This is a genomic window from Streptomyces sp. NPDC059957 (assembly GCF_042730015.1).
In the GTDB taxonomy this organism is placed as follows: Bacteria; Actinomycetota; Actinomycetes; order Streptomycetales; family Streptomycetaceae; genus Streptomyces.
Genome location: NZ_JBHWMB010000010.1, coordinates 97,730 through 117,956 on the forward strand (window position 1 = coordinate 97,730; position 20,227 = coordinate 117,956).

A 20,227-nucleotide genomic window follows, 5' to 3' on the forward strand; every position below is an offset into this window, starting at 1 on the left:
TCGCCTGAAACGCTGCGGCCCCCGTGTACTTCGGCTCATGAACCCCCCCTTCACCTCATGCGACGTGCTCGCGGTAGCGGTCGATCACCTCCCGCAGCACTTCTTCGCCGTCGCGTGCCCACAGCCCGGGATGGAAGATCTCCACCTCTACCGGCCCCAGGTACCCCGCGGAGTCGGTCAGCTCCCGGAAGGCCCGCAGGTCGATCGAGCCGTCGCCCAGCTGTCCCCGCCCCAGCAGCACGCCCTCGGGGAGCGGTGTCACCCAGTCGGCGACCTGGACGGACACGATCCGCCCGGCCTCGCCCGCCCGCCGGACCTCGGAAGGCAGCCGCTCGTCCCACCACAGGTGATAGGAGTCGACGACCACCCCCACCCGCGACGCCGGGAACTCCTCGGCGATGTCCAGGGCCTGACCGAGGGTGGAGACCACACAGCGGTCCGCCGCGTACATCGGGTGCAGCGGCTCGATCCCCAGGCGCACCCCGTGGCCGGCGGCGTACGGGACCAGGTCGCCCAGGATGTCGACGATCCGCCGCCGGGCTCCCGCCAGATCCCGGTCCCCGTCCGGCAGGCCGCCCGAGACCAGGACCAGGGTGTCTGCGCCCAGCTCGGCGGCCTCCTCCACGGCACGGCGGTTGTCCTCGAGGGCGCTCGCACGCCCCACCGGATCCGCGGCGGTGAAGAAGCCGCCCCGGCACAGCGAGCTGACCCGGAGTCCGGCATCGGCGACCAGCTTCGCGGCCTCCCGCACCCCGAACCGCTGTACGGGGTCGCGCCACAGACCGACCGCACCGACCCCGGCGGCGGTGCACCCGGCCACCAGCTCGGGGAGCGACCACTGGCGGATCGTCTCCTGGTTCAGACTGAACCGGGCGGGCGCCGGCGTCGTTGCCGGGCTCATGACGTCACCCCGTGCAGTGCGAGCAGCTGTCGCATCCGGGCCTCGGCGAGCTCCGGGTCCGGGAGCAGGCCGAGATTGTCGGCCAGTTCGTACGCGGTGGCCAGATGGGGGAGCGAGCGGGCCGAGTGCAGTCCGCCCACCATCGCGAAGTGCTCCTGGTGTCCCGCCAGCCAGGCCAGCAGCACGACACCCGTCTTGTAGTAGCGGGTGGGCGGTGCGAACAGGTGCCGGGACAGCGTCACCGTCGGATCCAGCAGCTCCCGGAATCCGGCCGTGTCGCCTTGGTCGAGGGCCAGCGCCCCCCGCGCGGCGATCGGGGCGATCGGATCGAAGATGCCCAGAAGGGCGTCGCTGGCCAGCTCGCCGTCACCGGCGATCAGCTCCGGATAGTGGTAGTCGTCGCCCGTGTAGCAGCGCACGCCCGCAGGCAGCCGTCGCCGGATCTCCACCTCGCGCCCCGCGTCGAGCAGCGAGACCTTGATGCCGTCGACCTTCTCCGGATGCTCGGAAATGATCTTCAGGAAGACGTCCGTGGCCCCGTCCAGGTCCGCGTGCCCCCAGTACCCCTCCAGCCCCGGGTCGAACATCGGCCCCAGCCAGTGCAGGACCACCGGCCGGGAGCTCTGCCGCAGCAGCCTCCCGTACACCTCCGAAAAGTCCTCCGGTCCGCGCGCCGCCGACGCCAGGGCGCGCGAGGCCATCAGCACGGCCGTCGCCCCGCACTCCTCGACCAGTGCCAGCTGCTCCTCGTACGCCGCGGTGACGGCGGCCAGGGAATGCGTGGTGTCCGGAGCCAGCTGGTCGGTCCCCGCTCCGCAGACGATCCGGCCGCCCACCGACCGGGCTTCGGCGGTCGAACGGCGGATCAGCTCCGCCGCGGCCGGCCAGTCCAGGCCCATCCCGCGCTGCGCGGTGTCCATGGCCTCGGCGACCCCGAGTCCCTGCGCCCACAGCGTGTGCCGGAAGGCCAGGGTGCTCTCCCAGTCGATGACCGGGCCGGATTCGGCCGAGGCTGAGAGGGGGTCGGCCACCACGTGCGCGGCCGAGTAGAAGGTGCGGCTGCGGGCCGGGCCGCAGGCGAGCGGCGCCAGCGGAGCGGTGACCGGCGCGTGGAGGCGCAGCCGGCCGTCCGCCGAGGGGAGCCGGATGCTCACAGCGCCACCTCCGGGACCACGAGCCGCCGGCCCTCGGCCGAGGAACGCAGTCCGAGGTCGGCGAGCTGTACCCCGCGGGCGCCGGCCAACAGGTCCCACTGCCAGGGCTCGTCCCGGACGACATGGCGCAGGAACAGCTCCCACTGGGCCTTGAAGCCGTTGTCGGCGGGGTTGTTGTCCGGGACCTCCTGCCACTGGTCGCGGAAGGTCTCGGTCAGGGGCAGGTCCGGATTCCACACCGGCTTCGGCGTCGTCGCACGGTGCTGGATCCGGCAGCCGCGCAGCCCGGCGACCGCCGAGCCGTGCGTCCCGTCGACCTGGAACTCCACGAGCTCGTCGCGGTTGACCCGCACCGCCCAGGAGGAGTTGATCTGGGCGACGGCGCCCCCCTCCAGCTCGAAGATCCCGTACGCCGCGTCGTCCGCGGTGGCCTCGTAGGGCTTGCCGTCCTCGTCCCAGCGACGGCCGATGTGGGTGCGCGTCAGCGCCTGCACCGTGCGGACCCGGCCGAACAGCTCGTGCAGCAGGTACTCCCAGTGCGGGAACATGTCGGCGACGATGCCGCCGCCTTCCTGGGAGCGGTAGTTCCACGACGGGCGCTGGGCGGACTGCCAGTCGCCCTCGAAGACCCAGTACCCGAACTCCCCGCGCACGGACAGGATCTCGCCGAAGAACCCGCCGTCGATGAGCCGCTTGAGCTTCAGCAGGCCCGGCAGGAACAGCTTGTCCTGCACCACCCCGTGCTTGACCCCGGCCGCGTCGGCCAGGCGCGCGATCTCCAGCGAGGACTCGAAGGTGAGGGCGGTGGGCTTCTCGCAGTACACGTGCTTGCCGGCCGCCACGGCCTGTCGCACGGCCGCCTCGCGGGCACTGGTGACCTGGGCGTCGAAGTAGATCTCCACCTCGGGATCGGCCAGCACCGCCGCCAGGTCCGTGCTCACGTGCTCCAGGCCGTGCCGCTCCGCGATGGCCCGCAGGGCCTCCTCGCGGCGCCCGACCAGCACCGGCTCGGGCCACAGCACGGTGCCGTCGCCGAGGTCGAGCCCGCCCTGCTCGCGCAGTGCGAGCAGGGAGCGGACCAGGTGCTGGCGGTAACCCATCCGCCCGGTGACGCCGTTCATGGCGATCTTGATCGTCCTGCGCTGCACGGTGTCCCCTCCTTCGTCTTGTTGCGTGTTCCTTGTGTCGAGCTGTCGGTCTGTCGAGAAGCTGAATAGAAAGCGCTTTCTCTCCGATCAGGCTAGGGCCGTGCGCTGTCGCGATGCAAGACTCTTACGGGTGATAGAAAGCGCTTTCTCTTTCGGCGAGTATGGAGATCCACACACCGGGTGAGACGATGACCCGGGACGGATCGGAAGGAGGGGAAGATGGCGGTCACACTCGCCGAAGTGGCGGCGCACGCGGGCGTATCGCCCGCCACGGTCTCGCGCGTACTGAACGGCGGATACCCGGTGGCAGGCGGCACCAGGACCCGCGTGGAGCGAGCCGTCGAGGACCTCGGCTACATCGCGAACGGCCCCGCACGGGCCCTCGCCGCCGCGACCTCGGACCTGATCGGCGTCCTCGTGCACGACGTCGCGGACAGCTTCTTCGGGATCCTCGCCGGATCCCTGCAGAGCGCCCTCGCCCCCGGCGGACAGGGCGGCGCGCGCCGGCTCGCCGTCGTCTGCAACACCGAGGGGGCCCCGGCCGCCGAGCTGGACTACCTCGCCCTCCTGGAGGGCCAGCGGGCCGGCGGGGTCGTCCTGACCGGCGGCGCCGTCGAGGAGCCGGAGCACACCCGGGCGCTCGCAGCCCGCCTCGCCCGCATCGCGGCCACCGGCGCCCCGGTGGTGCTGTGCGGGCGGCCCCCGCTGCCGATGCCCACCGGGCTCCCCGTCGCCACCGTCATGTTCGACGACCGGGGCGGCGCCTTCAGACTCACCGAGCACCTGCTGACGCTCGGCCACCGGCACATCGCCTACGTGGCCGGCCCGCCCGGACTGAGCACCACCCGGGAGCGCCTCGCCGGACACCAGGACGCCCTGCGCGACCACGACAGCGCACTGCCCGCGCACTGCGCCGGCCTCACCGTGAACGCGGGGTTCGAGCGCTCCGCCGGATACGACGCCACCCGTGAGCTGCTGCGCCGCGGAGCGCCCTTCACCGCCGTGGCCGCCGCCAACGACACCGTCGCCACCGGGGTCGCCGCAGCCCTGCGCGAGGCCGGCCTGCGGATACCCGAGGACGTCTCTGTCGCCGGCTTCGACGACCTGCCCGTCTGCGTCGACACCGCCCCCGCCCTCACCACCGTCCGGGTGCCGCTGCGCGAGGCCGGGGTGCTCGCGGCCCAGCTCGTCACCGGCCGCAGAGCACTGCCCCCCGGCGGCATCACCACGCTGCCCGCCGAGCTGACGGTGCGCGCCTCCACCGCGCCACCGCCCGCCGCCGGACCGTCCGTCTCCACCCAAGGGGACCGACCGTGAGGTACGCCTTCTCCACCCTCGGCCTGCCCGGAACCCCGCTGGAGCGCAGCGCGGACCTCGCCGCCGAGCACGGCTACGAAGGCCTCGAACTGCGGGCCCACCCCGAGGAACCCCTGCACCCCGGCAGTCCCGCCGGCGACCGCGCGGCCGGACTGCGCACCCTGACCTCCGCGGGCGTCGCAGTCCTCGGAGTCGCCGGCTACGCCCGGGTGGCCGCGGCCGGCCCCGACGAGCCGGTCCTCGCCGAGGTCCAGGCCCTGGTCCGGCTCGCCGCCGACCTCGAAGCGCCCTACGTCCGGGTCTTCCCCGGCGGCGGTGAACTGCCCCCGGCCGAAGCCGACGGGCACGCGGTCCGCAGGCTCCTGGCCGCGGCGCCCTTCGCCGAGCGGCACGGGGTGCGGATCCTGCTGGAGACCCACGATTCGCACCGCACCGCGACCGCCACGGCCCGGGTCCTCGACCGGGTCGCGCATCCGGGCGCGGGCGCGCTGTGGGACGTACTGCACACCTGGCTCGGGGGCGAGTCGCCGGCGGAGTCGAATCGGGCCCTCGCCGGGCACCTGGGCTACACACAGGTCAAGGACGTGGCGTCCGCGCGCGAGCTGACCCCGATCGGGCTCGGCGGGGGAGCGCTGCCCCTCGCCGAGGCGGTGGCACTCCAGCCGCCGCGGGGCTGGCTCTGCTGGGAGTACGAGAAGCGCTGGTATCCCGGAGCCGGTGAACTGCCGGAGCGGCTCGGGCCGGGCCGGGAGTACCTGGAGCGGCTGGTCCGCGCGGCGGACCGTCAGGCCGAGTAGCCGAGCCGGTCCGGGTCGACGGCGTGGCGGAAGCCGAGGCCCGCGGCGTAGCGCTCCAGTTCCTCGACGGCCGAGGCCGCCAGCCGGTCCAGCTCCCCGCCGAGGGAGCCGGCCACGTGGGGGGTGAGCAGCACGTTGGGCAGGTCGTACAGCGGTGAGTCGGCGGGCAGCACCTCCGGCTCGGTGTGGTCGAGCACGGCGTGCAACCGCCCCGAGACCAGCTCCTCGGTCAGCGCCGCGGTGTCGACGAGCGAGCCGCGCGCGGTGTTCACGAGGGTGGCCCCGTCCGGCATCAGGGCAAGCCCGGACGCGTCCAGGAGCCTTCGGGTCTCGGGCAGTTCGGGAGCGTGCAGGCTCACCACGTCGCTGCGGGAGAGCAGTTCGTCCAGGGTGACGGCCTCGGCGCCGAGGGCGGCGAGCTCGGCCGGATCGGCGTACGGATCGTGCACGAGCACCCGCAGGTCGAAGGGTCGCAGCAGCTCCAGTACGCGCCGGCCGATGAGGGAGGCACCGACCAGGCCGACGGTACGGCGGTAGTTGCCGACGGCGGGGAAGTGCCGCAGCGGGTCGACGTGGCCGCGGGCGGCCCGGTAGGCGTGCGCGGAGTCCAGTACCCGTTTGTTGGCGAACAGGATGGCGGCGAGCGTGTACTCCGCGACCGGCAGCGCGTTCACGGCGGCGGAGCTGGAGACCAGCAGCCCCCGCGCCCAACAGGCCGGGGTCACATGGTGTTTGACGCTACCGGCGGCATGCACGACCGCGCGGAGCTCGGGCATCAGCTCCAGCGCCCGCGCGTCCAGCGGAGGGCAGCCCCACCCGGTGAACAGGACCTCGGCCACGGCCAGCCGCTGCCGCACGGCCTCCTCCGAAAGGGCGGCGCCGAAGTCGGTGACGAGCAGCCCGGGGTCCACATCGGCGACCCGGACCAGCTCCGGAAGAATCCGGTCACCGAGGACGGCGGCCCGGGTCCCGGAGCTCATGGCGAGCACGGTGACCGGTCGGCGGGGCGCGGTGAGAGGGGAGGGAGAGAAGGAGGGGAAGAGAGAGGGGGCGGAGTCTGGGGCGGGGTGAGTCACTTGACGGCTCCAGCGGTGAGATCCGAAGACCCGATGGTCACAAACCCCGGCCGCGGCGCCGGGAACGACACGGCGCCATGAACGACACGGGGGCGGGAACGGTACGTGGGCGGGAGCGAGCCGATCCCCACGGGGCGGTGGGGCCCCGGGGCCGCCACTCCCCAAAGAGGCGGCTCCGGAGCTGTTCGCAAGCGTCATCCTTTGTGCGGACGATCATGTCGTCAAGGGAGAATCCGCAATTCAATCGAAACGCACAGGTGAAGCGAGCGCTCGAGGCTCGAAGCCGGGACACCTGTGGTTCTTGTGCTTCCAGGATTACTGGGACTACGGCCGGATGGTCAGCCGGGGAAGCAGATCCAGATGCTGACGCGGCCCCTCCCGCCCCGCCCCGAGGTCCTCCAGCCGGTCCAGCAGCATTCCGGCCGCCCGCGCCCCCACCTCGCGCTTGGCCGGCGCCACCGCCGACAGGGGGACGTCGGCCAGTTCGGCCACCTCGTCGTCGTACGTGATCACCGCAAGGTCCTCCGGCACCCGTACCCCGCGCGCCTGGAGCCGCGGGATCAGCATGATCGCGTCCGTATCGCTGTGGATCAGGGCGGCGGTCACACCCCCCTCGGCCACCGCCGCGCACAAGTAGTCCACGGTCCGGGCGAAGGTCTCCGCCTCCGCGAGCGGCTCCGCCCCGGCCGCAGGCCACGCCGGCGCCGGCTCCAGCCCGAGCGTGGCCACGGCCGCCGCGAAGCCGGCCCGAAGACGCCCCGACGTAGGGGTTTCCCGGCTGGCGAGCGCGATCCGCTTGTGCCCCAGTTCCGCCAGGTGGCGCACGGCCCGAGCCGCGCCGTCCGCGTGGTCGGAGGCCACCCGGTCCAGGGAGGCGGCCGGATGCCCCGGCGGGGCCCACCGCTCCACCAGGACGGCCGGCACGGGCAGTTCGGCCGTCCACGCCCCTTCGCCGGGTCCGGGTGTTCCGGCCTCCCAGTTAGGGGTCAGCAGCAGGCCGTCGGCCCCCGTGGACAGCAGCCGGTCCGCCTGGGTGCGGTCCTCGCCCGCCAGGTACCGGGTCAGTCCCACGGTGAGCCGCGCGCCCCGCGCCTCGACCACCTCGCGGGCCCCCCGTACGACGTCGGCGTAGTAGTACTCGGTGGTCGGCACGATCATCCCGATCACCAGCCCGCCGCCGCCCCGGCCCGTGCCCGTGCCCGTAGCCGTGTCCGGCCCCGCCTCCGAGCCCGCAGCGCCGGGCTCCGCGCCCACCGGGTCGGACTCCAGCCGGCTGATCACCCCGTGCGTCCGCTGGATCTCGCCCCGCTCCGCCATCGCTTCGACGTCCCGGCGCAGGGTCACCGGGGAGATCCCCAGTTCGCCGGCGAGGTCCGCGACACGGGCACTGCCCCGGGCCCGGACGAGGGCGAGCACCCGGGCCTGGCGCTGGTCGACGTGTGGTCTCAAGGATCCCCCTGCGGTCTGCGCGGTCCGGCTTCTGTGGTGCTCGATTCCACCACAGAAAACCGAAACGATCGATTCGATCGAATCCGGTCAACTACAACACCCCGCTCCCGCCCCCCGCCGCCCGCCGCCCGCGCACGCCGAATGCCGCAGACCGGCCTGCCGGCCCCAGGGCATCGGCGGCGACCTAGACTGCCGTTCGGTCGATCATGTGCCGGACGAGTGCGGAGGAACGAAAACCATGCGCCATCTCTCCCTGGGCAGTTCAGGTCTTCAGGTGTCGGCGATCGGGCTCGGCTGCAACAATTTCGGCGGCCGCCTCGACGCCCGGGCCACGCGCACCGTCGTCGACGCCGCCCTCGACGCGGGCATCACCCTCCTCGACACCGCCGACATCTACGGGGGCGCCGGGGGCTCCGAAACCCACCTCGGCGAGGCCCTCAAGGGCCGCCGGGACCGGGTCGTCCTCGCCACCAAGTTCGGCTACGACGGCGTGGACATGGGCTACGGACCCGCCGCCGGCTCCCGCGCCGGCCGCTCCTACATCCGGCGCGCCGTCGAAGCGTCCCTGACCCGCCTGCAGACCGACCACATCGACCTCTACCAACTCCACAGCCCCGACCCGGCCGTTCCCATCGCGGAGACCCTCGCCGCGCTCACCGAACTCGTCGCCGAAGGCAAGATCCGCTATATCGGCCACTCCAACTTCAGCGGCTGGCAGCTCGCCGAAGCCGCCCACGTGGCCCGCGATACCGGCGCGGCACCCTTCGTATCGGCCCAGAACGAATGGTCGCTGCTCGAGCGGTCGGCGGAGCGCGAGCTCGTCCCGGCCGCCCTCCACTACGGGGTCGGCGTGCTGCCGTACTTCCCGCTGGCGAACGGGCTGCTGACCGGCAAGATCCGCAGGGGCGCTCCCGTCCCCGCGGGCTCCCGCCTCGAAGGGCGCGACTCCTACCTCACCGACGAGCGCCTCGACATCGTGGAAGCCCTGGCGGCGCTCGCCGACAAGCACGGGCGCACCGTCCTGGAACTCGCCATCGGCTGGCTCTCCGCCCAGCCCGGCTGTGCCTCCGTCATCGCGGGCGCCACCTCCGCCGAGCAGGTACGGGCCAACGCGGCCGTCGCCGACCGGCCGCTCGACGCCGAACTCCTGGCGGAGGTCGACGCCGTCGCGGGGGACGTCGGCTGACCCGGGCGCCTTCCTCAGGAGGCGTCGGGCGACGGACTGACGGAAGCGGAATCCGACGGTGAGGCGGAGGCAGAGGCAGAGGCAGAAGCGGATGCGGATTCCGACGCCGACGCCGACGCCGATGCCGACTCCGACGCGCTCGGCGAAGCGCTCCCGGAGGCACTGGCCGACGGGCTGGCGGAAGCGCTGCCCGTCGGCGCCCCCGTCAGCACCTCCACCTGACCGGTGTCCAGCGAGTAGTAGGCGCCGACCACGGCCAGCGAGCCCTTCTCCACCAGGGGTGCCAGATCCGCGTTGGCCCGCAGTTCGTCGGCGGTCACCTTGATCTGATTGCGGATCATCGTGTCGACCGGGTCGGCGCCGGGGTCCTTGACCGTCAGCTCGTACGCCGGCACCAGCGCCTTCTCGATCGCCCGCAGGTTGCCGGGCAGCGGGTTGCCGTCCCGCAGCGCCTTGTACGAGGCGTCGATGGCCCCGCAGCGCTGGTGCCCGAGGACCATGATCAGCGGGGTGCCCGCCGTCATCGGCCCGAACTCCACCGACCCGGTCACCACCGGGCCGACCGCCTGCCCGCCCGTGCGCAGTACGAACAGGTCGCCGAGCCCGGTGTCGAAGAGCAGCTCCGGCGGCACCCGGGAGTCGATGCACGCCAGGATCACGCCGTACGGATCCTGCGCCTGCGCCACCAGCTCACGGCGGTCCGGATCCCGGTCGGGGTGGTTGAGGCTGCCGCTCACCCAGCGCTTGTTGCCCTCCAGCAGGCGGCTGTACGCGCCCTCGGGGGTGCTGGGCCGAGGCTCGGGCGCGGCCGTCGTCCGCTTCGGGGCGCTCTTCGCCGAGCACCCCGTGAGCAGGGCCGCGGCGGCCGTGAGGCCGCCCGTCAGTACGAACCTGCGAGGCGGAAGTCCTGCTCTGTCCATCGGTCGTACCCCTCGGTGCCGTTCGGACGCGTCCGTACGTCCTGACCGAGGCGATTCTTGGGGGGTACGGGCCGCCGCGGCGGCAGGCACACGCGGGTCCGCCCGGGTTGGCCCCCGACGGCCGAACGGGGCCGTGCGTCGTCGCACGGCCCCGCGGGCCGGATCCCGGATCCCGGATCCCGGATCCCGAATCCCCGGCTTCGGTCACCGGACCTCAGGACACGATGTCCTTGCGGGCGAACCCGCGGAACGCGAGCGCGAACAGCACCACCGCGTACGACACGGACACCACCGTGCCCTTGATCATTCCGCCCCACTCCAGCTGCGGCTGCAAGGCGTCGGCCCATGCGAACTGCCAGTGCGCCGGCAGGAACTCCCGCCAGGACCCCAGCGCCGTCACCGCGTCCAGCACGTTGCCGACGATCGTCAGCCCGACCGCCCCGCCCACCGCGCCCAGCGGTGCGTCCGTCCGTGTCGACAGCCAGAACGCCAGCCCGGCCGTGACCAGCTGCGACACGAAGACGAACGCCACGGCGATCGCGAGCCGCCCGACCGTGTCACCGGCCGGCAGCGAGCCGCCCGCGGGGAGCTCCAGCGGCCCCCACCCGTAGGCCGCCGTACCCGCCGCGAGCGCCACCAGTGGCAGCAGGACCATCGCGGCCAGACTGAACCCGAGCGCCACCACCAGCTTGCTCCACAGCAGCCGGGCCCGGGGCACGGGCGAGGCCAGCAGGTAGCGCAGCGAGGACCAGTTGGCCTCCGAGGCCACCGTGTCCCCGCAGAACAGCGCCACCGGCACCACCAGCAGGAACCCGGCCGACACGAACAGACAGGTGGCCGCGAAGTTCGCGCCCGAGGCCGTCGCCGTGTCGATGAGGGTGATCCGGCCGTCGCCGCCACCGCGGCTGCCCGGGCCGCCGCCGACCGCGAAGGCGATCATCAGGATGAACGGCAGGGCGGCCAGGATCCCGCCCATCACCAGCGTCCGCCGCCGGCGCCACTGCCGCAGCGCCTCCACGCGCAGCGGCAGCGTCCGGTTCGCCCGGTAGCCGTGGGCGACCTCGCGGCCGATGCCGTCCGGCATCACGTCGCCGTTCGAGGGCGAGTCCGCGGGCGGGCCCGCGTTCGCGTTCACGTCCGTCACGGTGTTCATGCCGCGCCTCCGATCAGGGTGAGGAACGCGTCTTCCAGCCGCCGGTGCGGTCCCACTCCCGACACCGGCACCTCCAGCCGTACGAGTTCGGCGATCAGCTCGGCGGCGCTCGCGCCGTCCAGCCGTACGAGCAGACCGTCCTCGGCGCTCGCCACGGACTCCACTCCCTCCAGAGCGGCGATCTTCCCGACGACCGCCTCGTCCACCGGCTCGGCCAGCGACACCAGCAGGACGTCCCCGCCGCCGGTGATCTCGGCGACCTCGCCCGCCTGGACGAGCCGGCCGCGGTCCATGACCACCAGGTGCGTGCAGGACTGCTCGACCTCCGACAGCAGGTGGCTGGAGACGATGACCGTCCGCCCGCCGGCCGCGTACCGGATCATCACGTCGCGCATCTCGCGGATCTGCGGCGGGTCCAGACCGTTGGTCGGCTCGTCGAGGATCAGCAGGTCCGGCATGCCGAGCATGGCCTGGGCGATCGCGAGGCGCTGGCGCATGCCCTGCGAGTACGTGCGCACCGCCCGCTCCAGCGCGTCGCCGAGCCCGGCGATCTCCAGGGCCTCCTCCATGTGGGAGTCCCCGGCGGGGCGGCCCGTGGCCTGCCAGTACAGCTCCAGGTTGGCGCGCCCGGTCAGGTGCGGCAGGAAGCCGGCGCCCTCGACGAACGCCCCGACCCGGGACAGCACGGGCGCGCCGGCCCGTACCTGGTGCCCGAAGACCCGGATCTCGCCGGCATCCGGAGTGATCAGGCCCATCAGCATCCGCAGGGTCGTGGTCTTGCCCGCGCCGTTGGGCCCGAGCAGTCCGAGCACCTGCCCCTTCTCCACCCGGAAGGACAGGTCCCGTACGGCGTAGCGGTCCTGCGCCTTGGCATAGCGCTTGGTCAGCCCCGTGATCTCCAGCGGTACGTCGGCCAGTGCCGGGTCGGGCTTCGTTCCGCCGGGCCGCGTACCGCCCTTCTCCGGACCGCCCGGGCCCCGGCCGGTCCTGCGGATCCCCACCAGCGCCGCGGCCAGCAGCGCGGCCCCGAGCGGCATCCACCAGGTCCAGGCGGGCAGCCCGGAGGACGCCGTGCGCACCCCGTCCGCGACGGGCACGGCCAGCGGGCCCTGCGCCGAGACGGTGTAGGAGGCCGGCGCGGCCGGGGAGCCGTAGCCGAGGTCGGTGGCGGCGACGACGAGCCGCAGCCGGTGCCCGGCCTCGACCGCGTGGTCGATCGCGGGGAGCCGCAGCTCGACGGTCTTGTCCTGCTGCGCGCCCTCCACCCGCACCGGGGCCACCAGCTGACTGGGCAGTACCTGCCGGCGCCCGTCGGGGCTGACGTCGTACACCTTGCCGAACAGGACGGCCGAACCGTCCTCAGCCGTAGACCTCACCTTCAGGGTGATGGTCGGGGTCCCGGTGATCCGGGTCTCCCCGGTCAGCGGCTCCGAGTCGAACCGGGCGTTCTGCCCGGGGAAGTCCAGCGAGAGGCCGCCTCCGAGGGCGGCGAGCTGCCCGCCGATGCCCGGCAGCGCGGACAGCGCGGGCGGCGCCCCGCCCGCCGGGTTGGCGAAGGTCTGCTCCCGGCCGGCCAGGGCGAACTCGCGCGGCCCGGACACCAGCCCGGGATAGGTGGAGCCGCTCGCTCCGCGCAGCGTGACCTGGCCGTCGGTGGAGTCGATGCCGCCGGAGCGCGAGACGCGGAAGGCGGGGCCGGTGTCCACGGACGCGTCGTCCTTGAGGTAGCGGTCGAACCAGGTCTTCACCCGGTCCTCGACGCGGTCCGCCTCGCGCATGCCGCCGTCGTGACCGCCGGCCGCCCAGTCCACGGAGACGGGCGCGCCGTTGGCGGCGATCGCCCGGGCCATGGCATCGGCCTGGTCCAGCGGGAAGAGGGAGTCGTCCTGGCCCTGCGTGATCAGGGTCGGCACCTTGATGGCACCGCCGACCGCCGAGGGACTGCGCCGCTCCAGCAGCGCGCGGGCCTCGGGGTCGGGCTTGCCCGCCACCGCGACCCGTTCGTACATGGCGCACAGCTCCGGCTGGAAGCGTCCGCAGCCGGGCGCGGCCGGGGCCGCCTGCGGGGCGGCGCCCTGGGCGGAGGCGCCCGGCTGCAGCCCGCCCGCGGAACCGGTGGTGAAGAAGAGGCCCGCCCACAGCTTCTTGAAGACGCCGCCTGGGAAGAGGGAGTCCGCGAGGTTCCAGTAGGTGATCGAGGGGGCGATGGCGTCCACGCGCGGGTCGTTCCCGGCTGCGAGCAGCGAGATCGCGCCGCCGTAGGAGCCGCCCGCGACTCCGACGCGCGGATCTCCGGCCGCGTCGAGGCGCACCCCGGGGCGGGCGGCGATCCAGTCGATCAGCCGGGAGACGTCCTTGACCTCGTACTCGGGGTCGTTCAGCCCGATCTTCCCGCCGGAGCGGCCGAAGCCGCGCGCCGACCAGGTGAGCACGGCGTAGCCGTCGCGGGCGAGGCGCTCGGCCTGCGGCCGCATGTCCTCCTTGCTGCCGCCGAAACCGTGGGCGAGGAGCACGGCGGGCCGGCTGCGCCCGCCGTCCTCTCCGGCAGTGAAGTACGAGATGTCGATCCCGGCGCCGGGCATGTCGAGGACCTTGTCCTCGCGGCGCACGGACGGGGCGTCGCCGGCCGCGGCGGCGGCCGTGAGGGTGCCCGCCCCCGCGACGACGGCGAGCGCGGCGGCGCCCGCGAGCAGGCGGCTTCGGCGGCGCCGGGGCAGTCGGAGCTTCATACGGGAACCCTAAGCGCCAGGCCGCCCGTGGCCGCGCTCCCGCAGACTGAACTCCAGCCGTCCTCAAGGACTACGCCGACCGATCGGCATACCGCGCCTGCGGTACGTGTGGGGCTGCGGGCCAGGTGGGGTGTGGTCTCCCCCCGCCCACCGCCCCGCCCTGCCCCTTCCCGGCTGTGCGGCATTCTGCGGCTCCGCCGGGTGAGGGGCTCCGCCCCAGATCCCGCGCCTCGAACGCCCGCGAGGCTGGACGTGCCGCCGGGCTGCGCCGGGAGGCGCTCGGCGGGAGGATGGCCGCATGCTGCTCGCCGAGGTCGCGCGCGTGTCCCGGGAGGTCTCCGAAACCTCCGCCCGGTCGGGGAAGACGGCCCTGCTCGCGGAGCTGTTCGCCGCCGCGCCCGCCGGGGAAGCGGCCCTGGTCGTCTCCTACCTGGCCGGGCGGCTCCCGCAGGGCCGCCCAGGGATCGGCTGGCGCGCGCTCGCCGGGGAGACCGAACCGGCCGCCGAACCCACCCTGACCGTGACCGCCGTCGACGAGGCCGTGACCCGGTTCGCCGCCGTGTCCGGGGCCGGCGCCCAGGCCGAGCGCCGCCGGATCCTGGACGCTCTGCTCGGCGCCGCCACCGCGGCCGAACAGCGGTTCCTGCGCAGCCTGCTCGGCGGGGAGGTGCGCCAGGGCGCGCTCGACGCCGTGGCCCTGGAGGGGGTGGCCGCCGCGGCCGGGGTGCCCGCGGCCGCCCTGCGCCGGGCCGCCATGCTCGACGGGTCCCTGCCCCGGGTGGCGGCGGCCGTGCTCGCGGACGGGGCGGAGGCCCTGCGCGAGGTCACCCTGCGCGTGGGGCAGCCCGTCCAGCCGATGCTGGCGAACACCGCGAAGTCGGTGGCCGAGGCCCTGGCCGCGACCGGACCGTGCGCCGTGGAGGAGAAGCTCGACGGGATCCGGGTGCAGGTCCACCGCGAGGGGGACGAGGTACGGGTGTACACGCGCTCCCTCGACGAGATCACCGACCGGCTGCCGGAGGTGGCCGAGCTGGCGCGGTCCTTTCCGGGGGACCGGTTCATCCTCGACGGGGAGGTCATCGGACGGTCTCCCGCGGACGGGCGGCCGGTGCCGTTCCAGGAGGTGGCGAGCCGGGTCGGCTCCCGCGCCGACGTCGGGGCCGCCCGCCGGAACCTCCCGGTCGTCCCCTACTTCTTCGACGTGCTGGCGGCGGGCGACCGCGTGCTCCTCGACCTGCCGGTGCGCGAACGGTACGCGGAGCTCACCGCCCTGGTGCCGGAGGAGTGGCGGGTCGGCCGGCTCGTGGTCGAGGACCCGGCGGGGCAGGCGGCCGAGGCGCAGGAGTTCTGGACGCGGACCCTGAGCCGGGGGCACGAGGGCGTGATGTTCAAGGCCCTCGACTCCACCTACGCGGCCGGCCGGCGCGGCAAACACTGGCTCAAGGTGAAGCCGGTGCACACCTTGGACCTGGTGGTGCTCGCCGTGGAGCGGGGCCACGGCCGGCGCACCGGCCTCCTGTCCAATCTGCACCTGGGCGCCCGGACCGCCGACGGCGGCTACGCGATGCTCGGCAAGACCTTCAAGGGACTCACCGACGAGATGCTGCGCTGGCAGACCGACCGGCTCGGCGACCTCGCGGTCGAGGACGACGGCCACACGGTCCGGGTGCGCCCCGAACTGGTGGTGGAGATCGCCTACGACGGCCTGCAGCGCTCCCCGCGCTACCCGGCCGGGGTCGCCCTGCGCTTCGCGCGCGTCCTGCGGCACCGCCCCGACAAGCGGGCGCAGGACGCGGACACGGTGGAGACGGTGCTCGGCGGCCCGCCCGGACCGGGCGGGGCAGCATAAGGGATTTGCCTCAGAGGCAAGGCGGATTGCCAGGGAGGTAAGGATCTGGCTCAATCGGGGCATGACAACCGGTCCTGCCCCCGGCCCCGGCGAAGCGGCCGAACCAGCCCCCGGCGACACCGCCCCGGAAGCCGATCTGCCCACCGTGGCCCCGCAGCTGCGCGATCTGCGCCGCCGGTCCGGGCTCACCCTGGAGGCCGCCGCCGCCCGGGCCCGGCTCTCGCCGGCGCACCTGTCGCGACTGGAGACCGGCCGCCGCCAGCCCTCGCTGCCGCTGCTGCTCGGGCTCGCCCGTACGTACGGCACGACCGTCTCGGAGCTGCTCGGGGAGACCACGGCCGTCGCCGATCCCATCGTACGGGCCGGCGGTCCGGGTGCCCGCGAGGCGGACGGCTGGACCTACTGGCAGGCCGGCGGCTCCGGCCGCGGGATGCAGGCGCTGCGCGTGCGCGTCCCGCACAGCGGTGGTCAGGGCGAGCTGGTCCGCGTACATCCGGGGGAGGAGTGGCTGTACGTGCTCCAGGGCCGGCTGCGGCTGCACCTGGGGGAGGCCGAGTACCTGCTGGAGCGCGGGGACAGCGCCCACTTCGACTCGCTCACCGCGCACCGGATCGGAGCGGCCTCGGCCGCCGGGGCGGAACTGCTGTTCGTCCACACCCTGCTGCAGAGCAGCCTCGCCGGCCTGTGCCTCGGCGGCGGCACCGGCTCCGGCACGACCACACACCACCGCTAGGCGAGGAGCCGTACGCCATGTCCGAAACGCAGGACGCGCAGGACGCGCAGGGCACGCAGCAAGCACAGCAGTCGAAGTTCCCGCGCGGTCTCATCATCCGACTCATCGCCTACTTGTTTGTAGGTCATCTGTTCGCATTCTTCGTGTACTTGCTCTTTGTCCTCGGTGCGCAAAACCAGTGACAGCGGGCCGGAATTTCCGTACACGGCTCTAGGAACCTACAGGTCCTGAAGCTACCCTCCGCGCATGATTTCCACGGTTGTCTGGGGTACCGGCAACGTCGGCCGTTTGGCCATCCGTGCCGTAGAGGCCCATCCGGCGCTGAAGTTGGCCGCCGTCATCGTCCACAATCCAGAAAAGGTCGGCCGCGACGCCGGTGAACTCGGCGAACTCGACTACGAGACGGGCGTCGCGGCCACCGACGACATAGAGGCGGTCCTGGCGGCCCGTCCACAGGCGGTCGTCTACGCGGCGTCCGGCGACATCCGCCCCGACGACGCGCTCGCCGACATCACCCGGGCGATCCGCTCCGGGGCCGTCGTCGTGAGCCCCGCCCTCTATCCGCTCTACGACTACCGCAGCGCCCCACCGGAGTTCCTCGATCCGGTGACAGCCGCGGTCGCGGAGGGCGGCGGTTCGCTCTTCGCGTCCGGCGTCGACCCCGGCTGGGGCAACGACGTGCTCCCGCTGCTGCTCAGCGGGCTCGGCACCCGCATCGACGTCATCCGCTGCCAGGAGATCTTCGACTACTCCACCTACGACCAGCCCGACTCCGTCCGCTACCTCATCGGCATGGGCCAGCCCATGGACTACGAACCGATGATGCTCATGCCGTCCATCCCGACCATGGTCTGGGGCGGGCAGATACGGATGATGGCCCGGGCGCTGGGCGTCGAACTCGACGACATCCGCGAGACGGTGGAGCGCCGCGCCCTCGACACCACCGTCACCACGCGCACGATGGGGGAGTTCGGGGGAGGCACCCAGGGCGCCGTCCGCTTCGAGGTGCAGGGGATCGTCGAGGGCGAACCCCGCATCGTCATCGAGCACGTCACCCGCATCCACGCCTCCTGCGCCCCCGACTGGCCGACCCCGCCCGACGGCGGCGACGGCGCCCACCGGGTGATCATCGAGGGCCGTCCGCACATCGAGGTCACCATCGAGGCCACCGACGAGGGCGAGAACCGCTCCGCCGGCGGCAACGCCACCGCCGTCGGACGCCTCGTAGGAGCCATCGACTGGCTGGTGGAAGCCGAACCGGGGCTCTACGACGCCCTGGACGTCCCCCTGCGCCCCGCCGTCGGCAAACTCGGAAGGAAACTGTCATGAGGATCGACATCCCCGAAGGCCAGCACCCCATCGAGTACGTGTGGGGCGACCTGGTACCCGGCATCGGGATGGCCGCCGCCAACTTCTCGCTGTCGGTCTACGCCCACACCACCCTGGGGCTGCGGGAGTTCGAAGCGGCACGGCTCCGCGTCGCGCAGATCAACGGCTGCATCTTCTGCCTGGACTGGCGCACCGACCGGGACGGGGAGAAGGTCGAGGACGAGTTCCCGGAGGCCGTCACCGACTGGCGCACCACGGAGGCCTTCGACGAGCGCACCCGGCTCGCGGCGGAGTACGCGGAGCGGTACTGCCTGGACCACCACGGCCTGGACGAGGAGTTCTGGGAGCGGATGACGGCCCGCTACAGCCAGGTGGAGATCGTGGAGCTGACGATGAGCATCGGCTCCTGGCTGGCTTTCGGCCGGCTCAACCACGTGCTCGGCCTCGACAGCGTCTGCGTGCTGCCGGGCCACTGAGCGCGGAGCGCGTGCCGCGGGCACACGGATCCGGGGCCGTCGGAGAATCCGACGGCCCCGGTCTTCGTGTGCTCCGCCGCCCCTACAGGTCGGTGGCGATGATCTTCTCGATGTTGCGCTCCGCGAGCGCCGTGATGGTGACGAACGGGTTGACGCTGGTGTTGCCGGGGATCAGCGCGCCGTCGATGACGTACAGGCCGGTGTAGCCGTGCAGACGGCCGTAGTTGTCGGTGGCCTTGTCCAGGACCGCGCCGCCGAGCGGGTGGTAGGTGAGGTGGTCGCCCCAGATCTTGTTGGTGCCGAAGAGGTCGGTCCGGTAGATCGTCCCCTCCTTCGAGTTGATCTTGTCGAAGATGGTCTTCGCCATCGCGATGGACGGCGCCTTCCACGCCGTCTGCCAGTTCAGCTCGACCCCGCCCGTCGCGGCGTTGTACGTGAACTGCGCGCGGTTCGGGTTCTTCGTGATCGACAGGTAGAACGAGGCGTACGTCTCGATGCCGGTCGGCAGCGGCGCCACCTCGGCGAACGCGCCGCCCGCGTCCCAGTTGTCGATGCCGCCGCAGGGGATGGAGGCCTGCACCTTGCCGGTGGCGTCCCACATGTGGTTCGCCCGGCCGCACATGACGTTGCCGTTGTCGCCCCAGCCCTTGCCGATCTCGTTGTTCAGGTTGGGCAGGGCGCCGGTCGCCTTGAGCCGGACGAGCAGTTTGCTGGTGCCGACGCTGCCGGCCGCGAAGAACACCTTGTCCGCGACGACGGTCTTCGTGCCGACGGTGTCGCCCGTGGTGTTGATCTGGTCGATGACGACCGTGTACCCGCCGCCGGAGGCCGGGGAGACCGAAGTCACCTTGTGCAGGGGCGAGATGGTGACCTTGCCGGTGGCCTTCGCCTGGGCGATGTAGGTCTGCTGGAGGGACTTCTTGCCGGCGTTGTTGCCGTAGAGGATCTCGCCCGCGACGGCGGACTTGGGGACGGTCCCGGCCGCCTCCTGCTTCATGTAGTCCCAGTCGTATACGTCGGGGACGAAGACGAAGGGGAACCCGGAGCGCTGGGCGTGCTTGCGGCCGACGCGGGAGAACTGGTAGCAGTCGACGCTCTCGAACCAAGCCGGGTCGATGAGGCTGACCCCGAGGCCCGCGTTGGCGCGCGGGTAGTAGGTGTCGTACATCTCGTCCGCGTTCACGGTCGGCAGGACGCCCGCGAAGTTCGCGCGCTTCGGGGTGACCGCCATGCCGCCGTTGACCAGCGAGCCGCCGCCGACGCCGCGGCCCTGGTAGACGATGATCCCGCCCATCTCCTCGGCGTCCAGGATGCCGGTGTAGCGCGGGACCGCCTTGTCGATGGGGAAGCCCAGGAAGTTGCTCAGCGGTGCCTTGGTCTTGGTGCGGAGCCAGTAGGCGCGGTAGTCCGGGGTGGTCGTGTTGCAGAAGATCTTGCCGTCCGAGCCGGGGGTGTCCCAGGCCATGCCCATTTCGATCATGTGGACGTCGACGCCGGCCTGGGCGAGCCGCAGGGCGGCGACGGAACCGCCGTACCCGGTACCGATCACGAGGGCCGGTACGTGCGCTCCGTTGTCGATGGGGCCGGCGGCGGCCGCGCCGGCCGTGGCGGCCTGGGCCTGAGACGGGGCGATCTGACCGGCAAGGGCCATTGCGCCCAGGATGGAACCCGTTCTACCGAGAAATCCTCGACGCGAGACGCCGTTCTGGTTGGTTTTGTGCAGGCCTTTGTCGCTCATGTGAGCTTCCTCACTCTAGGCGGAATGAGAACGAGTTCTACTGCCGAGTGCTTGCGAAGTCACTAGATACGTCAAGGCATCTTTCGTCGGAGGCGGCCGTCGGGCGTGCCGATTCGCGGCCTGTGGAAGGGAGTGAAGGTCCCATCGGATGCTGGGAACGACGACCCGCTGTGGATGACCGGTGCTCCCGGAGTGACGGAAGTGCCCCGGGGAGGGCGCCCTCGGGCGGGGCGGGTCCGCTCGAATCCACCACGTCAGAAGTCGAACGCGTT

At 72.8% G+C, this 20,227-nt stretch carries 17 protein-coding genes; 8 read left to right on the plus strand and 9 right to left on the minus strand.

Features of this window, described 5'->3' with window-relative positions; genetic code table 11:
• Positions 1-55 precede the first annotated feature (55 nt).
• The 3 genes from ACFWBW_RS09630 to ACFWBW_RS09640 are packed head-to-tail and all read right to left on the minus strand — an operon-like array spanning position 56 to position 3,176.
• A complete protein-coding gene (locus tag ACFWBW_RS09630; RefSeq protein WP_385370040.1) occupies positions 56-901 on the minus strand; it encodes a sugar phosphate isomerase/epimerase family protein in 846 nt (281 codons plus the stop codon).
• Positions 898-2,055 carry a dihydrodipicolinate synthase family protein gene (locus tag ACFWBW_RS09635; RefSeq protein ID WP_385370042.1) on the minus strand — a complete coding sequence of 386 codons (1,158 nt, stop codon included), beginning with the start codon at positions 2,053-2,055 and terminating at the stop codon, positions 898-900. Before ACFWBW_RS09635 ends, ACFWBW_RS09630 begins: the two co-directional genes overlap by 4 nt.
• Entirely contained in the window at positions 2,052-3,176 is a 1,125-nt protein-coding gene (locus ACFWBW_RS09640) for a Gfo/Idh/MocA family protein (RefSeq protein WP_385370136.1), read from the minus strand. The genes ACFWBW_RS09635 and ACFWBW_RS09640 overlap by 4 nt, the downstream gene beginning before the upstream one ends.
• Positions 3,177-3,422: 246 nt before the next feature.
• Between ACFWBW_RS09640 and ACFWBW_RS09645 the strand changes: the two genes are divergently transcribed.
• Positions 3,423-4,520 carry a LacI family DNA-binding transcriptional regulator gene (locus tag ACFWBW_RS09645; protein ID WP_385370044.1) on the plus strand — a complete coding sequence of 366 codons (1,098 nt, stop codon included), beginning with the start codon at positions 3,423-3,425 and terminating at the stop codon, positions 4,518-4,520.
• A complete protein-coding gene (locus ACFWBW_RS09650) occupies positions 4,517-5,317 on the plus strand; it encodes a sugar phosphate isomerase/epimerase family protein (RefSeq protein WP_385370046.1) in 801 nt (266 codons plus the stop codon). The genes ACFWBW_RS09645 and ACFWBW_RS09650 overlap by 4 nt, the downstream gene beginning before the upstream one ends.
• On the opposite strand, the gene ACFWBW_RS09655 is transcribed toward ACFWBW_RS09650, so the two are convergent.
• Together ACFWBW_RS09655 and ACFWBW_RS09660 are read right to left on the minus strand one after the other, a co-directional pair.
• Positions 5,305-6,297, minus strand: a complete 993-nt coding sequence (locus tag ACFWBW_RS09655; protein ID WP_385370048.1) for a hydroxyacid dehydrogenase — start codon at positions 6,295-6,297, stop codon at positions 5,305-5,307. The genes ACFWBW_RS09650 and ACFWBW_RS09655 overlap by 13 nt on opposite strands.
• Before the next feature lie 420 nt (positions 6,298-6,717).
• Positions 6,718-7,842, minus strand: coding sequence for a substrate-binding domain-containing protein (locus tag ACFWBW_RS09660; RefSeq protein WP_385370050.1), 1,125 nt, complete (start codon positions 7,840-7,842; stop codon positions 6,718-6,720).
• Positions 7,843-8,080: 238 nt separating this feature from the next.
• On the opposite strand from ACFWBW_RS09660, the gene ACFWBW_RS09665 reads away from it, so the two are divergent.
• Positions 8,081-9,028 carry an aldo/keto reductase gene (locus tag ACFWBW_RS09665; RefSeq protein WP_385370052.1) on the plus strand — a complete coding sequence of 316 codons (948 nt, stop codon included), beginning with the start codon at positions 8,081-8,083 and terminating at the stop codon, positions 9,026-9,028.
• A 14-nt stretch (positions 9,029-9,042) separates the two neighbouring features.
• Here ACFWBW_RS09665 and ACFWBW_RS09670 read toward each other — a convergent pair whose 3' ends face one another.
• The 3 genes from ACFWBW_RS09670 to ACFWBW_RS09680 all read right to left on the minus strand — a co-directional run bounded on the left by ACFWBW_RS09670 (position 9,043) and on the right by ACFWBW_RS09680 (position 13,830).
• Complete coding sequence (locus tag ACFWBW_RS09670) at positions 9,043-9,948, minus strand: carbonic anhydrase (protein ID WP_385370054.1); 906 nt, start codon at positions 9,946-9,948, stop codon at positions 9,043-9,045.
• A 214-nt stretch (positions 9,949-10,162) separates the two neighbouring features.
• Positions 10,163-11,032, minus strand: coding sequence for an ABC transporter permease (locus tag ACFWBW_RS09675; protein ID WP_385370138.1), 870 nt, complete (start codon positions 11,030-11,032; stop codon positions 10,163-10,165).
• A 65-nt stretch (positions 11,033-11,097) separates the two neighbouring features.
• Positions 11,098-13,830: an alpha/beta fold hydrolase gene (locus tag ACFWBW_RS09680; RefSeq protein ID WP_385370056.1), complete on the minus strand. Its 2,733-nt coding sequence runs from the start codon at positions 13,828-13,830 to the stop codon at positions 11,098-11,100.
• A gap of 298 nt (positions 13,831-14,128) precedes the next feature.
• Between ACFWBW_RS09680 and ACFWBW_RS09685 the strand changes: the two genes are divergently transcribed.
• The 5 genes from ACFWBW_RS09685 to ACFWBW_RS09705 all read left to right on the plus strand — a co-directional run bounded on the left by ACFWBW_RS09685 (position 14,129) and on the right by ACFWBW_RS09705 (position 18,217).
• On the plus strand, positions 14,129-15,679 hold the full coding sequence (locus ACFWBW_RS09685; RefSeq protein WP_385370058.1) for an ATP-dependent DNA ligase: 1,551 nt from the start codon (positions 14,129-14,131) through the stop codon (positions 15,677-15,679).
• Positions 15,680-15,740: 61 nt separating this feature from the next.
• Positions 15,741-16,412 (plus strand): helix-turn-helix domain-containing protein, encoded by a 672-nt coding sequence (locus ACFWBW_RS09690; RefSeq protein ID WP_385370060.1) that lies wholly within the window; start codon positions 15,741-15,743, stop codon positions 16,410-16,412.
• A gap of 17 nt (positions 16,413-16,429) precedes the next feature.
• Positions 16,430-16,594 carry a DUF6126 family protein gene (locus tag ACFWBW_RS09695; protein WP_385370062.1) on the plus strand — a complete coding sequence of 55 codons (165 nt, stop codon included), beginning with the start codon at positions 16,430-16,432 and terminating at the stop codon, positions 16,592-16,594.
• A gap of 64 nt (positions 16,595-16,658) precedes the next feature.
• Positions 16,659-17,741: a dihydrodipicolinate reductase gene (locus ACFWBW_RS09700; protein ID WP_385370064.1), complete on the plus strand. Its 1,083-nt coding sequence runs from the start codon at positions 16,659-16,661 to the stop codon at positions 17,739-17,741.
• The gene (locus ACFWBW_RS09705) at positions 17,738-18,217 is read left to right on the plus strand and encodes a carboxymuconolactone decarboxylase family protein (protein ID WP_385370066.1); all 480 of its coding nucleotides are present in this window, start codon (positions 17,738-17,740) and stop codon (positions 18,215-18,217) included. The genes ACFWBW_RS09700 and ACFWBW_RS09705 overlap by 4 nt, the downstream gene beginning before the upstream one ends.
• 82 nt (positions 18,218-18,299) lie before the next feature.
• On the opposite strand, the gene ACFWBW_RS09710 is transcribed toward ACFWBW_RS09705, so the two are convergent.
• A complete protein-coding gene (locus tag ACFWBW_RS09710) occupies positions 18,300-19,955 on the minus strand; it encodes a GMC oxidoreductase (protein ID WP_385370068.1) in 1,656 nt (551 codons plus the stop codon).
• Positions 19,956-20,227 lie beyond the last annotated feature (272 nt).

Excerpts from the sequence above, each read along its gene's own strand:
- ACFWBW_RS09695 (WP_385370062.1), top strand. The coding sequence starts at position 16,430 with ATGTCCGAAACGCAGGACGCGCAGGACGCGCAGGGCACGCAGCAAGCA.
- ACFWBW_RS09705 (WP_385370066.1), top strand. The coding sequence starts at position 17,738 with ATGAGGATCGACATCCCCGAAGGCCAGCACCCCATCGAGTACGTGTGG.
- ACFWBW_RS09700 (WP_385370064.1), top strand. The coding sequence starts at position 16,659 with ATGATTTCCACGGTTGTCTGGGGTACCGGCAACGTCGGCCGTTTGGCC.
- ACFWBW_RS09665 (WP_385370052.1), top strand. The coding sequence starts at position 8,081 with ATGCGCCATCTCTCCCTGGGCAGTTCAGGTCTTCAGGTGTCGGCGATC.
- ACFWBW_RS09640 (WP_385370136.1), bottom strand. The coding sequence starts at position 3,176 with ATGAACGGCGTCACCGGGCGGATGGGTTACCGCCAGCACCTGGTCCGC.
- ACFWBW_RS09655 (WP_385370048.1), bottom strand. The coding sequence starts at position 6,297 with ATGAGCTCCGGGACCCGGGCCGCCGTCCTCGGTGACCGGATTCTTCCG.
- ACFWBW_RS09690 (WP_385370060.1), top strand. The coding sequence starts at position 15,741 with ATGACAACCGGTCCTGCCCCCGGCCCCGGCGAAGCGGCCGAACCAGCC.
- ACFWBW_RS09710 (WP_385370068.1), bottom strand. The coding sequence starts at position 19,955 with ATGAGCGACAAAGGCCTGCACAAAACCAACCAGAACGGCGTCTCGCGT.
- ACFWBW_RS09685 (WP_385370058.1), top strand. The coding sequence starts at position 14,129 with ATGCTGCTCGCCGAGGTCGCGCGCGTGTCCCGGGAGGTCTCCGAAACC.
- ACFWBW_RS09645 (WP_385370044.1), top strand. The coding sequence starts at position 3,423 with ATGGCGGTCACACTCGCCGAAGTGGCGGCGCACGCGGGCGTATCGCCC.
- ACFWBW_RS09630 (WP_385370040.1), bottom strand. The coding sequence starts at position 901 with ATGAGCCCGGCAACGACGCCGGCGCCCGCCCGGTTCAGTCTGAACCAG.
- ACFWBW_RS09680 (WP_385370056.1), bottom strand. The coding sequence starts at position 13,830 with ATGAAGCTCCGACTGCCCCGGCGCCGCCGAAGCCGCCTGCTCGCGGGC.
- ACFWBW_RS09670 (WP_385370054.1), bottom strand. The coding sequence starts at position 9,948 with ATGGACAGAGCAGGACTTCCGCCTCGCAGGTTCGTACTGACGGGCGGC.
- ACFWBW_RS09675 (WP_385370138.1), bottom strand. The coding sequence starts at position 11,032 with ATGCCGGACGGCATCGGCCGCGAGGTCGCCCACGGCTACCGGGCGAAC.